General features: G+C 48.3%; 17 protein-coding genes. 5 read left to right on the top strand and 12 right to left on the bottom strand.

The genetic code is table 11. From position 1 onward, the window contains the following. Positions 1–148: 148 nt before the first annotated feature. Together acnA and DFR62_RS08435 are read right to left on the bottom strand one after the other, a co-directional pair. Positions 149–2,863 (bottom strand): aconitate hydratase AcnA, encoded by a 2,715-nt coding sequence (acnA, locus tag DFR62_RS08430; protein ID WP_121299696.1) that lies wholly within the window; start codon positions 2,861–2,863, stop codon positions 149–151. A 130-nt stretch (positions 2,864–2,993) separates the two neighbouring features. Continuing rightward, complete coding sequence (locus DFR62_RS08435; protein ID WP_121300270.1) at positions 2,994–3,497, bottom strand: DinB family protein; 504 nt, start codon at positions 3,495–3,497, stop codon at positions 2,994–2,996. Positions 3,498–3,751: 254 nt separating this feature from the next. On the opposite strand from DFR62_RS08435, the gene DFR62_RS08440 reads away from it, so the two are divergent. The 3 genes from DFR62_RS08440 (at position 3,752) to DFR62_RS08450 (ending at position 5,862) form a co-directional block, all read left to right on the top strand. After that, positions 3,752–4,621 (top strand): site-specific integrase, encoded by an 870-nt coding sequence (locus tag DFR62_RS08440; protein WP_121299698.1) that lies wholly within the window; start codon positions 3,752–3,754, stop codon positions 4,619–4,621. A gap of 339 nt (positions 4,622–4,960) precedes the next feature. Beyond that, a complete protein-coding gene (locus tag DFR62_RS08445) occupies positions 4,961–5,503 on the top strand; it encodes a cysteine hydrolase family protein (RefSeq protein ID WP_121299700.1) in 543 nt (180 codons plus the stop codon). A gap of 95 nt (positions 5,504–5,598) precedes the next feature. After that, on the top strand, positions 5,599–5,862 hold the full coding sequence (locus DFR62_RS08450; protein WP_068869160.1) for a GlsB/YeaQ/YmgE family stress response membrane protein: 264 nt from the start codon (positions 5,599–5,601) through the stop codon (positions 5,860–5,862). A gap of 283 nt (positions 5,863–6,145) precedes the next feature. Here DFR62_RS08450 and DFR62_RS08455 read toward each other — a convergent pair whose 3' ends face one another. Beyond that, the gene (locus DFR62_RS08455; RefSeq protein ID WP_121299713.1) at positions 6,146–6,793 is read right to left on the bottom strand and encodes a lytic transglycosylase domain-containing protein; all 648 of its coding nucleotides are present in this window, start codon (positions 6,791–6,793) and stop codon (positions 6,146–6,148) included. A gap of 148 nt (positions 6,794–6,941) precedes the next feature. Here DFR62_RS08455 and mscL point away from each other — a divergent pair, with 148 nt between their 5' ends. After that, positions 6,942–7,331, top strand: coding sequence for a large conductance mechanosensitive channel protein MscL (gene mscL / locus DFR62_RS08460; RefSeq protein ID WP_121299715.1), 390 nt, complete (start codon positions 6,942–6,944; stop codon positions 7,329–7,331). A gap of 46 nt (positions 7,332–7,377) precedes the next feature. On the opposite strand, the gene DFR62_RS08465 is transcribed toward mscL, so the two are convergent. The 4 genes from DFR62_RS08465 to DFR62_RS08480 form a co-directional block, all read right to left on the bottom strand. Then, on the bottom strand, positions 7,378–7,935 hold the full coding sequence (locus DFR62_RS08465; RefSeq protein ID WP_121299717.1) for an SCO family protein: 558 nt from the start codon (positions 7,933–7,935) through the stop codon (positions 7,378–7,380). Positions 7,936–8,030: 95 nt separating this feature from the next. Next, positions 8,031–8,159: a YvrJ family protein gene (locus DFR62_RS08470; RefSeq protein ID WP_083509135.1), complete on the bottom strand. Its 129-nt coding sequence runs from the start codon at positions 8,157–8,159 to the stop codon at positions 8,031–8,033. Positions 8,160–8,219: 60 nt separating this feature from the next. Then, entirely contained in the window at positions 8,220–8,435 is a 216-nt protein-coding gene (locus DFR62_RS08475; protein ID WP_121299719.1) for a DUF2922 domain-containing protein, read from the bottom strand. 18 nt (positions 8,436–8,453) lie between these two features. Further along, positions 8,454–8,672 carry a DUF1659 domain-containing protein gene (locus DFR62_RS08480; protein ID WP_121299721.1) on the bottom strand — a complete coding sequence of 73 codons (219 nt, stop codon included), beginning with the start codon at positions 8,670–8,672 and terminating at the stop codon, positions 8,454–8,456. Positions 8,673–8,790: 118 nt separating this feature from the next. On the opposite strand from DFR62_RS08480, the gene DFR62_RS08485 reads away from it, so the two are divergent. Next, entirely contained in the window at positions 8,791–9,225 is a 435-nt protein-coding gene (locus DFR62_RS08485; RefSeq protein ID WP_083509134.1) for a DUF2621 domain-containing protein, read from the top strand. A 20-nt stretch (positions 9,226–9,245) separates the two neighbouring features. Here DFR62_RS08485 and DFR62_RS08490 read toward each other — a convergent pair whose 3' ends face one another. The 5 genes from DFR62_RS08490 to DFR62_RS08510 form a co-directional block, all read right to left on the bottom strand. Continuing rightward, entirely contained in the window at positions 9,246–9,752 is a 507-nt protein-coding gene (locus DFR62_RS08490; RefSeq protein ID WP_121299723.1) for a CcdC family protein, read from the bottom strand. After that, a complete protein-coding gene (locus tag DFR62_RS08495) occupies positions 9,745–10,068 on the bottom strand; it encodes a thioredoxin family protein (RefSeq protein ID WP_121299726.1) in 324 nt (107 codons plus the stop codon). Before DFR62_RS08495 ends, DFR62_RS08490 begins: the two co-directional genes overlap by 8 nt. Before the next feature lie 15 nt (positions 10,069–10,083). Continuing rightward, positions 10,084–10,794, bottom strand: a complete 711-nt coding sequence (locus DFR62_RS08500) for a cytochrome c biogenesis CcdA family protein (RefSeq protein WP_121299728.1) — start codon at positions 10,792–10,794, stop codon at positions 10,084–10,086. A 248-nt stretch (positions 10,795–11,042) separates the two neighbouring features. Next, positions 11,043–12,416 (bottom strand): argininosuccinate lyase, encoded by a 1,374-nt coding sequence (argH, locus tag DFR62_RS08505; protein ID WP_121299730.1) that lies wholly within the window; start codon positions 12,414–12,416, stop codon positions 11,043–11,045. Next, entirely contained in the window at positions 12,413–13,645 is a 1,233-nt protein-coding gene (locus DFR62_RS08510) for an argininosuccinate synthase (protein ID WP_058380735.1), read from the bottom strand. The genes argH and DFR62_RS08510 overlap by 4 nt, the downstream gene beginning before the upstream one ends. Positions 13,646–13,758: the final 113 nt, after the last annotated feature.

Raw genomic sequence — 13,758 nt, forward strand, 5'->3', positions numbered from 1 at the left:
TTCCTTCACCTCTCCTCTAGTATACAGGACATGCCTTGCGATCAAAAAGCACAAGGCCCTGAAGCTGTTTTTCTCGCAGCTTGCGAGATCCTTTGTGGGGATTTCTTCTCAAAATAAAAAGGCCGCCCGAAGGCAGCCTTTTTATTTTTTATGCTTCTAGCAATTTGTTGCGGAGCACCATTTGCAGGATGCCGCCGTGACGGAAGTAGTCGACTTCCACTTCAGAATCGAAGCGTGCGAGGACTTTGAATTCCGTGACTTTGCCATCTTCAGCAGTAGCTGTGACCGTCAGTACGTCGCGCGGTTTCACATCGTCGGACAAGTTGACGCTGATTGTTTCGTGACCTGTCAGACCAAGAGAATCAGCGCTTTCGCCGTTGACGAATTGAAGCGGCAAGACGCCCATCATCACAAGGTTCGAACGGTGGATACGCTCATAGCTTTCCGCGATGACTGTTTTGACGCCTAGAAGGAATGTTCCTTTAGCAGCCCAGTCACGGGAAGAGCCCATGCCGTAATCTTTACCGGCTAGAACCACAAGGCCAGTGCCTTGCTGTTGATACTTCATGCATGCATCGTAGATCGGCATAACTTCGCCAGTCGGCCAGAATGTCGTGAAGCCGCCAGTAGTGCCTGGTGCGACTTGGTTACGGATGCGGATGTTCGCAAACGTACCACGCATCATGACTTCGTGGTTACCGCGACGGGAGCCGTAAGAGTTGAAATTACGCGGCTCAACGCCGTTTTCACGCAAGTACAATCCAGCTGGTGTATCTTTGCCGATTGCGCCTGCAGGAGAAATGTGGTCCGTCGTGATCGAATCAGCGAATTTCGCCATGACACGAAGGCCGGATAGCGGCTGGATCGGTGCCGGTTCTTTCGACATGCCTGTGAAGAACGGCGGGTTTTGGATATACGTAGAGTTGTCATCGAATGCATACAATGAATCGTCGTTTGTTTCGATGGCATTCCACTCTGCGTTTTCAGTGAAGACATGCTCGTACTCTTTACGGAACAATTCAGGCGTTACCGTGTTGTGCACGACGTCTTTCACTTCTTCAGTTGAAGGCCAGATGTCTTTGAAGAATACATCGTTGCCATCTTGGTCTTGACCGATTGGGTCCACTTCAAAGTCGATATCCACTGTACCGGCAAGTGCATAAGCTACAACTAGCATTGGGGATGCCAAGTAGTTTGCTTTTACAAGCGGGTGGATGCGTCCTTCAAAGTTACGGTTACCGGACAATACGGATGAAACGAGCAAGTCGTTTTCAACGATCGCTTCTTCGATTTCAGGAAGGAGCGGGCCGGAGTTACCGATACATGTTGTACAGCCGTAACCGACCAAGTTGAATCCGATTTGGTTCATGTAGTCAAGAAGGCCAGAATCGCTCAAGTAGCCTGTAACGACTTTCGAACCTGGTGCCAATGACGTTTTCACGTATGGCGGCGGCGTCAAGCCTTTTTCAACTGCTTTTTTCGCAACCAATCCAGCGCCGAGCATAACGTACGGGTTGGACGTGTTTGTGCAAGATGTGATCGCAGCGATCGCCAAAGCGCCCGTATTCATTTCAGCTGTTTTGCCGTCGTTGAATTTAACGGTCGCTGTTTTGTTGATTTCGTTTTGGTCCAACGCGAAGCCGTGCGGGCCTTCTGGAGCGGTAATTGCCGTGTTGAATTCTTTTTTCATTTGCGACAATGGAATCAAATCTTGTGGGCGTTTTGGGCCGGACAAGTTCGGTTCAATTGTCGTCAAGTCGATTTCAACAAGGTCCGTGTAGATCGGATCTTCGTTGTCGACAGTAAAGAACATATCGTTCGCTTTTAAGTATTCTTTTGTGACAGCGATTTGCTCTTCTGTACGGGCAGTCAAACGCATGTAAGTCAATGCTTCTTCATCCACTGGGAAGAATCCGCAAGTTGCGCCGTATTCCGGTGCCATGTTGGCGATCGTTGCACGGTCTGCAAGCGGCAATGTCGTAACGCCAGGGCCGAAGAACTCGACAAATTTGCCGACTACGCCTTTTTTACGCAAAGTTTCAGTGACTTTGAGTGCCAAATCCGTCGCAGTTGCGCCGTTTGGCAGTTCGCCAGTCATTTTCACGCCGATAACTTCAGGAATCGGGAAGTATGAAGGCTGTCCGAGCATGCCTGCTTCCGCTTCGATTCCGCCGACGCCCCATCCAAGTACGCCGATCCCGTTGATCATTGTCGTATGGGAGTCCGTACCGACAAGTGTATCCGGGAAGGCTTCGAATGTGCCGTCTTCATTTGGGATGGCGTGGACAACATTCGCCAAGTACTCAAGGTTTACTTGGTGAACGATACCTGTTGCTGGTGGAACCGCACGGTAGTTGTCGTAAGCTTTTTGAGCCCAGTTAAGGAATTGGTAACGCTCTGCATTGCGTTCGAACTCAAGTTCCATGTTCGCGCGCAGTGCATCTTCAGTGCCGTAACGGTCAACTTGCACCGAGTGGTCAATGACCAAATCAACTGGAATTTCCGGGTTGATCTTGTCCGGGTCGCCGCCCATTTCAGCCATTGCTGAACGAAGCGCCGCCAAGTCGACAACTACCGGTACGCCGGTGAAGTCTTGAAGGATGACACGGGAAGGTTTGAATGGAACTTCCGCTTCTTTGTTCGCGTCTTTGCCCCATTTTGCTAGTTCTTCTACATGTTCGTCTTTGATGACATATCCGTCGTGCTGACGCAATACGGATTCCAATAGTACTTTTACAGAGTACGGAAGGCGAGATACTTTCGCGATCCCCGCTTCTTCGAGTGCTGCGAGACGATAATAATTATACGTCTTGCCGTTAAGCTCGAACGACGTGCGGCTGTTGTGCAAACTGCTCTTTGCCATAATCGTGTTCCTCCTTTAAATCTTCTGAAAAGGCGTGTTACCGCGTCTTTTCTCCTCTTCCATCATACCGAAACAATGTGCATAAGTAAATTACATTAAAATTATACATTTCGATAAGTTTTCCTAATGACTATTTCTTTTTCTCATCGATTTTACTTAAGGTCTCTTCCAGTTGAGCCAAGTGGCGTTTCTCATGATAGCCGATAAACGGGAACCATTGGACGAGCGGCACATCGCCGAAAACAGGATGCGGCATGGAATTGTTCTCTAGCGTCTCTTCATCGGTATGCGTGTAGACTTCATACAGGCGGTTTCTGGAGGTGTTCAACTTCTCTTTCATTTCTTCTAACGTGAAAAACCTGTCCTCCGGCACCGTATGATTGGGCGCATCGACTTTCAATTTGCGGCTGACTGAGACTTGAATTGGTTTCTTCATCGCTTTTTTTCGTTGATTCTTCTCCGCTGTTTTAGCAACGCCCGCTGTAATCGCCTCCTCCATCTTATGTAGATGATCCAAAATCTGCATGGCAGACCATTCGTTCTCTGACGGTTTTTCATTCAGCGCCTGGTCATCGTATGATTCGACTTTCTTTAAAATCGTATGGCGGATTCTTGCATTTTCTTCGTTTCGCACTTGCTGCACCTCATTTCTATTTCCCATTATCTTTCTTTATACCCTCTTTGTCGATTATCATTCGTTTTTTCCTTTCCATTTTGATCTTCTTGTTGGCTGGTTTTGATTTTTTTACAATATCCTTAAGTAGTTTGTTACTTATGAATGAATAAAGAATTTTTTCAGTCATTTCCTTGTGCCACAAGGGAAAGTGCGTTCTATTCTGCCTAAAAACTGGTACAATGAATAAAACCTAGTTAGAGAGGTGAATGTCCATGCCATACGGTTATGAAAAATACAGATTGGATAACGGCATCAGCCCCAACACGGTTGTCCATGAAGTCCAATTGATCCGAGCGCTTTTTGCCTTTTTGCGAAAGACCTATAAAAAATCGGTGGAGCCTCATGAAATCCGTCCCTCCGACATCCAGCAATTCCTATTGGAACAAAAAGAAGCCGGCATCAAAGACAGCACCTTGAACCGCAAATTGATCTACATCCGCCGCTGGTTCGATTATATGTGGCAGATTGGCAAGATCCCGAATGACTTCATGCCGAAATTCAAATTAAACCATAAGCTTGATTTAAAGCCCCATGACATCGAAGTCGACTACGGCCATCTTTTGGATAAGAAACCAGACGTGTTGAAGTCCGCAAAACTGCCGCTCAATGCCAAACTGCTCTACGTCTTCTATTTAAGAGGGTTACGCCTTCGCGATATGGTGACAATCGACATCGATAATTTCCTAAATGACGCAGACGGCCTCCATCTGGACGTCGAAAAGAAAGACGGTTATCATTGCACGCTGCATTTCGATGAACACGAAGAAGCAGTGATGGAACAAGGGATCGAACGGGCGAAAACGCGCGGCACTTCCTTTCTGCTGTCATCGAAAGTAAAAGACCAATTCACCAATTTTCAGATGGGCTCGCTATCCGACTACACGGAAGCACTTGCCGAATTTGTCGGCGCCCCGATGCGTTCAGGTGACATCCGCTTTGCCTACGTCCACCATCTGTATGCGGTCGAACACAAGAATCTGGAGGAGATCCAGGAAATCCTCGGTGTCTCCCTCGAATCCGCTTCCCGCATGTTGAAGGATTCACTCGTGCGCATGAAACGCCAAGCCCATCCGCCCGCATAAAAATCCACCCGTTCCTATTGGAACGGGTGGATTTTTATCGATTCGTTTTAATTTTCGTGTGCTGCTTTTCTGTTTATGCGCCTGTTAGGCCAAAAAACCAAAATCGAGCGCAAAGCTGAAAATGATGAGTGTGTGGATGACCGTGAACCACAGCCCTTGTTTGTTGAGTTTTTCCAAGTTTTCATATTGCATGGAACACACCCCTTTTCTGTTTTGTTTATTATAATTAGTTTTCAGAATATTGGCAAGATATTTAACCGCAACATCCTCTCTCATTTTCACATTCGTTAACAGTGCGTATGGAAACAGGTATACTAGAAAAAACAGGAGGCGATTGAAATGAAAAAAGCATTGCTGGTAGTGGATTATACAGTGGATTTTGTCGCGGAAGACGGCGCGTTGACATGCGGTGCCCCGGGGCAGGAAATCGAGGAAGCGGTGTGCTTCATTACGGAACAGTTCATTGAAAACGGCGATTTTGTGGTCATGCCTGTGGACTTACACGAAGAAAATGACCCCTATCATCCTGAAACCAAGCTGTTTCCGCCCCATAACATCAAAGGGACGGATGGCCGCAAGTTATACGGCCGTCTCCAGGATGTATACGACCGCCATCACGAGAATATCGTCTGGATGGATAAAACCCGCTATAGTGCGTTCGCCGGGACACGCCTTGAACTGATGTTGCGGGAACGCAGTATCGAAGAAGTGCATATCATCGGTGTCTGCACAGACATCTGCGTATTGCATACGGCGATTGATGCCTATAATGAAGGATTCCAAATTGTCATCCACGAACAGGCCGTCGCAAGTTTCGATGATGCTGGCCACCGCTATGCCATGCGGCACTTTGAAACTATTTTAGGCGCCCAAATACGATAATTTTTACTGTTCCATGTTTTAAAAGTCCTGAATGTGGTTATACCTAGAGTGTAGCACTCATAACAATAAAACATTTTGAAGGAGCTGGAAAAATCATGGGAATCATTTTATATCTAATTATGGGCGGTATCATCGGTTGGCTAGCCGGCCTAATCCTCGGGAAAGACATTCCTGGCGGCATCATCGGTAACATCATTGCAGGTATCATCGGCGCATGGCTAGGCGGCTTGCTCCTAGGAGACATGGGGCCAGTCATCTGGGACGTAGCAATCATCCCGGCATTGATCGGCGCATTGATCTTCGTCTTCGTTCTTAGCTTGATCCTTGGATCAATGAACAAAGGACGCAAACGCGCATAATAAAAAAAGAGTGGACTTCGGTCCACTCTTTTTTTTATCGAAAAAGTTAAGAAGGCGAATCCTCCGAAGCTTATCGCTCGCTTTCCGTGGGGCGGGAATCGAGCCTCCTCATTCGCTACGCTCACTGCGGGGTCTCTCAAACCCGCTAGTCCCACAGGAGTCGAGCGAACGCTTCTCCAAATATTTATAAATGTAGAGAAGCAATCATCGTTCTAATTTATAGCGTTTCATAGAATTCTTCAACAATTTAAAAAAAAGAGTGGACTCCGGTCCGCTCTTTTTTTTATGAATTATTATATTGTTCTTCAAAACGCCCGTAATAATGAAGGATGTCTTCCACGTATTCATCGCTATGGTTGTAGCGGTAAATCGCCCGCTCCAAATCCCCTTCTGCCGCACCGTTTTGCGCCAGATAATTGGCGGCGCTGTGGAGGGCATCTTCCAGGTCATACGGGTCGGCTACGCCGTCGCCGTCGGCATCCACCCCGTATCCCCCGTATTTCGCGATGACTTCCGGGTCGGTCTTGTCCGCTTCCGGTATTTCGCCTTGCCCCTGTCCAGAACAGGTCGGGTGGCTCCAGCCCACGAACGTGCAGGGCATGAACTGCATATGCCCTTCTGCCCCGACCGGCGACAACAACGGATCCATCGTCGAGAATTTCGTTTCAATTCGGTGGTGTGCGGCCAATAATGTCCAAGGAATTCCGTAACGGTCTGCCGCTTCCTGGTAGAGCGTAATATTATCTTCCGGAAACGGCACTTCAAATACGCGGTCCTGCCCTTTTTGCACCGTTTCCTTCACTGTATCGCCGTAATAGGAATACGCCACCACCGCGACAAGCGTGAAAGCTACAATCGCCGCAGGAAATAGCATCAATAAAAAGAGGAACCTCAAAAGAAGCGAAGGTTTTTTTCGTTTTTTCTGTTTCATATGTTCACACCTATAGTTTCATTTGCCTCAGTTTACCATAGCCCGCAGGTCTTTGCCCATTTGCTGAAAGTTTTTAGAGGCCGGTGCAGGAGAAATTTTAGTTGAAGAGAATATGTATAATGACAACTGCAGAAAGGAGGAACAGCCTATGTGGGAAGATTTCAAGAAATTCGCCTTGAAAGGCAATGTGCTGGACTTGGCGATTGCGGTAGTCATCGGTGCGGCGTTCGGGAAGATTGTCACTTCGCTTGTCGAAGACATCATCATGCCGGCCGTGGGGATTCTGCTTGGCGGATTCAGTGTCGAGGATTGGACTTATACTTTTAATGGGGCCGAACTCCGCTATGGCGCATTCACGCAATCCGTCATCGACTTTTTCATCATTGCGTTCTCTATATTCATGGTGATTCGTTTATTTACACGTATGAAACGCCAAAAAGATGTGCCGGCGGAAGAAGAACCGGAAGTGCTCGATAAAAAAGAAGAGCTATTGATCGAAATTCGCGATCTTTTGTCAAAAGAAAAAACCGGCCAATGACCGGTTTCCCTTCAGCTGCCGAGTCTATCGGCAGCTTTTTCTTTTTTCATTGTGAGAGTCTCTGCATGTCTTCAATGATTTCCGCTGTCGGAACTTGTTCAAAACCGTCGTAATTGCCAACGACTACCCCTTCTTGGTCAACCAGGTAAAAAGACGTGCCGTGGATGACCTGGTCGCTGTTCGGGTCGTTCTTGACCAAGGATTTAAAATTTTTCGTCGCAAACTCCGCGATCTCATCTTGCGAATAGCCCGTCAGCAAATGCCATTTGCTTTCATCCGGAATCGGGTAATGCGACAAGTATTCCTGCATTTTTTCCGGCGTGTCTTCTTTTGGGTCTACGCTAAATGCGACAATTTTGTAGTCGCTTAAGCCTTTCGCTTCCATTTCCTTTTGCAAGTCAGCCATATTGAAAGTCATCGGCGGGCACACCGTCTCACAATTCGTGAAGACAAATGTCGCCAGCCAAGGCGTCCCTTCCAATTGCTGCTTGCTTACTTGTTCGCCGCGGTGGTCGGTATAATTGAAATCTTCGACCACATCCGCGCCGCATGCTGCGAGAAACAGCATCAGCGCTGACAGAAGCACCGCCCATTTCCACTTCATATGATTGCCCCCACTCTCGTAACTGCCTATATCATAGCCGAACAAGGGCTTGAAAACAATCCAGGTTACCACTTCAGAAATCACAACTTTGTGAATTACGGCGTCTTCATCGTAATGAGCGCGTCATGTATCGCGACAAGTTTGCCTTCCACACGGTGCATCAGGTAAAACGAAACGAATATCGGAAATCCGAGTTCCTGTATCCATTGCATCCACTCCTGCATCGAAGCGCCTCCTTTCTTTCTAAAAAAAGCCTTCCCGCATTTGCGGGAAGGCCCTGTTCATTAAACTTCGTATTCGACGACGTTGCGTTCGACGACACGTGCGCCTTTAGCGAGCGCAAACGGCAATCCGCCGACTTCAAAGATATTTTGATCGACGATCGTCTGCATGCCGGTGATGATTTCCTGCGCCGTCAAGTCTTCCCTCGGCTCATCGACCGTCAAGGTGACCGCTTTGTTTGCGGCCGTTTCAAAAATCAATTCCAATGTTTTTGCCATGTGTCCCACTCCTCCTCATTATTGGTAGATGCTTGAACCGGAGATTTTCTCCAATTCCATAAGCCGTTTCGTGCCGAATGTTTCCAACACTTGCGCTGCCTGGAAAATCCCATCAGCAGTAGCCGCTTCCGCCACGTTTTGGTACGCCTTCACTTTGCGCTTCAAGCGCCCTTGCTCATCAAGCCCGTTGTCAAACGTCAAGCGCATGCTTGCGTTCTTAAAATCGCTGAATGCCATATTGCTCACCCCCTTTCATTCGCTATATAGACATAAACACGAAAAAAGGATACATTTCAGGTGAATTTTTTTTCGTGGGCTTCTATAATGGTAGAGAGAATGATTGAGGTGAGACGAAGTGGAATTAGAAGGCTGGTTTTTATGGTTCATATTGTTCTGGGTCGTTGTGCTGGTCGGGCTGTTCGCGATCGGCGGCTATTTTATGTTCCGGAAATTCCTGAAATCGATGCCAAAAGAAGACGGCTTATCGGATCTGAACTGGGAAGAATACTACGTAGAAAAGACGATCCACCTATGGGGAGCCGAAGAAAAAGAGCTATTGAACGAACTCGTACAGCCGGTGCCGGACCTGTTCCGCCCGGTAGCGAAACAAAAAATCGCAGGGCGCATCGGCGAGATCCTGCTGGAGGAAAAAGCCAAGAAAATGGAAATGCAACACATTATCCGTGGCTATATCCAAGCGACGCCAAAACGCGACCACAAATTTTTGCGCAAAAAAATGGCCGAACTCGAAATCGATGTCACGCCATATGAGCAATATTTCGAACAATAACCATAAAAAAACGCTGCTCCCTATTCGGGAACAGCGTTTTTTTGTCCTGCGATCAATTGGTATTTGCGCAGCATCGCAAGACGCCACGGCACGAGCATGCCAAAAGCGAGTAGCCAAAACATGCCGCCAAGCTCCCCAACATCAATCGACGAGCTCAGGATGACTTTCGCCAGCAGGCGCACAAGCAATAACCCGAGCAAAATGAAGACGAACGCTTTGGAGCGCTTTAAATAGATTTCCCCATCACGCACTTCGAACTTCGACGTGCGGATCAGGATGATCGAAAACAAAGCACCGACGAGCAGCGCTTCAGCGATTTGCAGCGGCGCCACCCGGAAAAACGGGAAAATGAACATCAAGGCGCCGGTCGACATGAACAAAGGCGGCAAAATGATCTTTTTGACCGAGGCCGGTTTTTTTGCCGATTTCGAGCGGACGATAATTGCGAGCGTACCCATGATGAGCGCGCCGATGGTCGTCACGGCCAAGAAAACGGCTGGCGGGATGCTATTGAATAATTCATCCATCCAATTCTGCCTCCAATTCGCCGAGGCGGCTCTCCAGTTCATCCATGCGCACGAAACGGGCGAAACGTAGCTGTTCTTTCCCTTGCTTGAAAAGAATGACCACAGGCGCCGTGAACAGCATCAACTGCCCGGCGATTTCCGGAACGCGCGCTGCATTGACCAAATAGAACGGAATGGATGCATCCTGCTCCAATCCTTCGACTTGCGGTTTCAGCCCTTCGCATACCGAACAATGGTCGGTTTTGACGAATAGCAGAAATGATTCGCGGCTTTCTATTTTCTGTTGGAATTGATCCATTGAAGAAATAGTTTCCATCTCGTCACCTACTTTTTAGAATCCTTGGAAATCCCCGAAAATCGGGCTCAAAATGCGGATAATGTATGTCATGCCGTCAAAGAACAACAAGACCCCTACCGCGATCATGATGAATCCGCCGACTTTCATGATCGTGCTGTGATGCTTGCGCAGCCAGCCGAGGCGGGTAACGAAAAACGACAAAACAAAAAATGGAATCGCAAAGCCGAGTACGTAGGCGAGCATATACCAAATGCCTGATCCGGGATTGGCCGCAGCGAGCGCATAAATTGCCGCTGTGATCGGTCCGGTACATGGCGTCCAGCCAGCCGCAAACGCGAGGCCGATAACGAAAGTGCCCAAAAATCCGGAAGGCCGATTCTTGAACGAGAACTTGCGGTCTTGCATCAAGAATTTCGGCGTGAAGACCCCAACGATCATCAGTCCGAAAATGATGATGAACAAAGCGCCCACTTGGCGAATCAATTCATCGTAGCGCACGAACCATTCATAAAAGAACGATGTGCTAAAGCCCAACGCGATGAAAATGGTGGAAAAGCCCAATAGGAAAAATAAAGTATGGAACATTCCACGGCGCTGCATTACTTTTCGGTCATTTTTAATCTCATCCATGGTCATGCCTGTAATATAAGATAAAAAGGCAGGATACAAAGGCAATGTACATGGCGAGATGAAACTCAAGAATCCGGCACCGAAAGCCAAAAGTAAATTAATATCGGTTGCCATTCGAACACGCTCCTCTCTCTCACGAACTCTATCTTATCAGAGATAGTGCGCAAAAACCGCCAAATTGCCTGTGAAATCTTTATGGACATTTCCATAATCTTCACGCTTTCGCCCTATATGTTAAGGATACACGCAAAGGGCCATAACGCCATAAAAAAACCGGCTCTCTTTAGGGGGAAGAGAGCCGGGCGCAAGTAACTTGCCTGTTGTACCGAACAGAACAAGCGCGCATATAAATGGACTAATGATCACCCGATGAGTTTCTTGGCTAGTCCCAATTGATGATGTACTTGATCAAATCCTGTGCCACCTAGTGAGTTGCGGCGTTTGACGGCCGTCTGCGGAAGCAAGGTTTCGTAAATATCGTCTTCAATGAGCGGGCTGGCTGCCTGGAGATCCTCAAGCGGCAGGTCTTTCAAATAATAGCCGCGCTGTATGCACGTGAAGACCAGCTTGCCGGTCACATCGTGCGCTTCGCGGAACGGCATGCCTTTCGCCGCCAAATAATCCGCGAGCTCCGTCGCATTCGAGAAGTCGGAGTTCACCGCTTTTTCCATAGAGGCGGTGTTGACATTCATCGTCCGGATCATCCCTTCAAAGATCGGCAAAGATCCCATCAAGGTATGGACCGTGTCGAACATTCCTTCTTTGTCTTCCTGCATGTCTTTATTATAGGCAAGCGGCAAGCCTTTCAAAGTCGTCAGCAAGCCGAATAGATTGCCATAGACGCGTCCTGTCTTGCCGCGTACAAGTTCCGCCATATCCGGATTTTTCTTTTGCGGCATGATGCTCGAGCCTGTCGAGAAGGTATCGTCAAGTTCGATGAAACGGAACTCTTCGCTCGACCAAAGGATGATCTCCTCTGCAAAGCGTGATAAGTGCATCATAAGCATCGATGCGTTGCTGAGGAACTCCAGGATAAAGTCGCGGTCGCTGACGGCGTCCAAGCTGTTCTGGTAGACCCCTGAGAAGCCGAGCAGTTCAGCGGACAGTTCGCGGTCGATCGGGAAACTCGTCCCGGACATCGCTCCTGTTCCTAAAGGCGACACATCGATGCGTTTCAAGGATTCCTGCATGCGTTCTTTGTCGCGTTGCAACATCCAGAAATAGGTCATCAAATGATGGCCGAATGAAATCGGTTGCGCGCGCTGAAGATGGGTATACCCCGGCACGACCGTCTCAACATGCGTTTCTGCCTGCTCGACGATCGCCGACTGGAATCCTTCGATCAGCTCGATGATTTCCGTCACGCGGTTTTTTAGATACAGGTGCATATCCGTCGCTACTTGGTCGTTGCGGCTTCTGCCGGTATGGAGTTTGCCGCCGACAGGGCCGATTTCATCGATCAGGAGTTTTTCTAAATTCAAGTGGATGTCTTCGTTCGATACGCTGTACTCAAGTTCTCCGTTCTCCGCTTTTTGCTGCAGCGTCTGAAGCCCTGACAAGATCAAGTCAGCGTCTTGCTGCGGCAGGATCTTGCAGGAAGACAGCATGGTGACATGCGCCATGCTGCCCTGGAGATCCTCGAGCACTAATTTCTGGTCAAAGGAAATGGAAGCCCCGAACTCGTCGACCCACTGTTCAGCTGTCTTTTGGAAACGACCGCCCCACAGTTTGGTCATAGCTGTACCTCCTCTTTGACTTGTGCCGTGACCGCAACTTCTTTCTTGTTGATTTTAGAGTTGACGACTGTCGGCAAGCCCCATAGCTCGATGAATCCGACTGCAGACTCGTGGTTGAACGTATCATCTGTTGAATACGTCGCCAGTTCTTCGCTGTACAAGGAGTTCGGTGACTTACGCCCTTCCGTGATGGCATGGCCTTTGAATAGTTTGACACGCACGGTGCCGTTGACGAATTCCTGTGTTTCTTTCAGGAATGCTTCAAGTGCGACACGCAGTGGAGAGAACCAAAGCCCTTCATAGATCAATTCCGTCATTTTCTTCTCGATGACCGGCTTGAAATGAGCCATTTCTTTTACCAAAGTGATATCTTCAAGTTCTTTATGCGCGGCGATCAAAGTCATCGCTGCTGGCGCTTCATAGATTTCACGGGATTTGATGCCGACCAGTCTGTTTTCCACATGGTCGATTCTGCCGACGCCATGTTTGCCTGCGACATGGTTCAATTCGAAAATCAGATCCGTCAATTTATAGTCGATGCCGTTCAATTTCGTCGGTACGCCTTTGACGAATTCGATTTCGACGATATCCGGCGTATCCGGCGTGTCTTCCAGTGCATTGGTGATATCATATGCATCTGCTGGCGGTGTTGCCCAAGGGTCTTCGAGGATGCCGCATTCGTTGGCACGGCCCCATAGGTTCATGTCGATGGAGAATGGCGAATCCAAGTTGACCGGAACCGGCACGTCATGCTGCTTGGCATAAGCGATTTCCTCGTCACGCGACCAGCCCCACTGGCGAACAGGTGCGACGACTTCAAGGTCGGGGTTCAACGATTTGATGGAAACTTCGAAACGAACTTGGTCGTTGCCTTTTCCTGTGCAGCCATGGGCAACAGCCGTCGCGCCGCTTTCTACTGCGATTTCCACGAGTTTTTTGGAAATCAACGGACGCGACAATGCAGAAACGAGTGGGTATTTGCCTTCATATAATGTATGGGCTTGAAGCGAAATGAGTGCATAGTCTTCGGCAAATTCGTCTCTGGCATCGATCATATAGCTTTCGACCGCTCCGACCTGCAGCGCTTTTTGTTTGATGAAGTCCAAGTCTTTTCCTTCTCCGATGTCGAGACAAACAGCGACGACGTCATAGCCTTGTGATTTGAGCCATGGAATGGCCACCGATGTATCTAGTCCACCTGAGTATGCGAGTACAATTTTTTTGTTCATATAATATGACCTCCTGTATTTTTATGCGTTATATGCGATGAATATACACATAATAACATGGCATTTTTTATAACGCAAGAGAAGACGCGCATAAATTTTCATGTTTTTTAGGA

It is taken from the genome of Planococcus citreus (assembly GCF_003664125.1).
Lineage (GTDB): Bacteria > Bacillota > Bacilli > Bacillales_A > Planococcaceae > Planococcus > Planococcus citreus.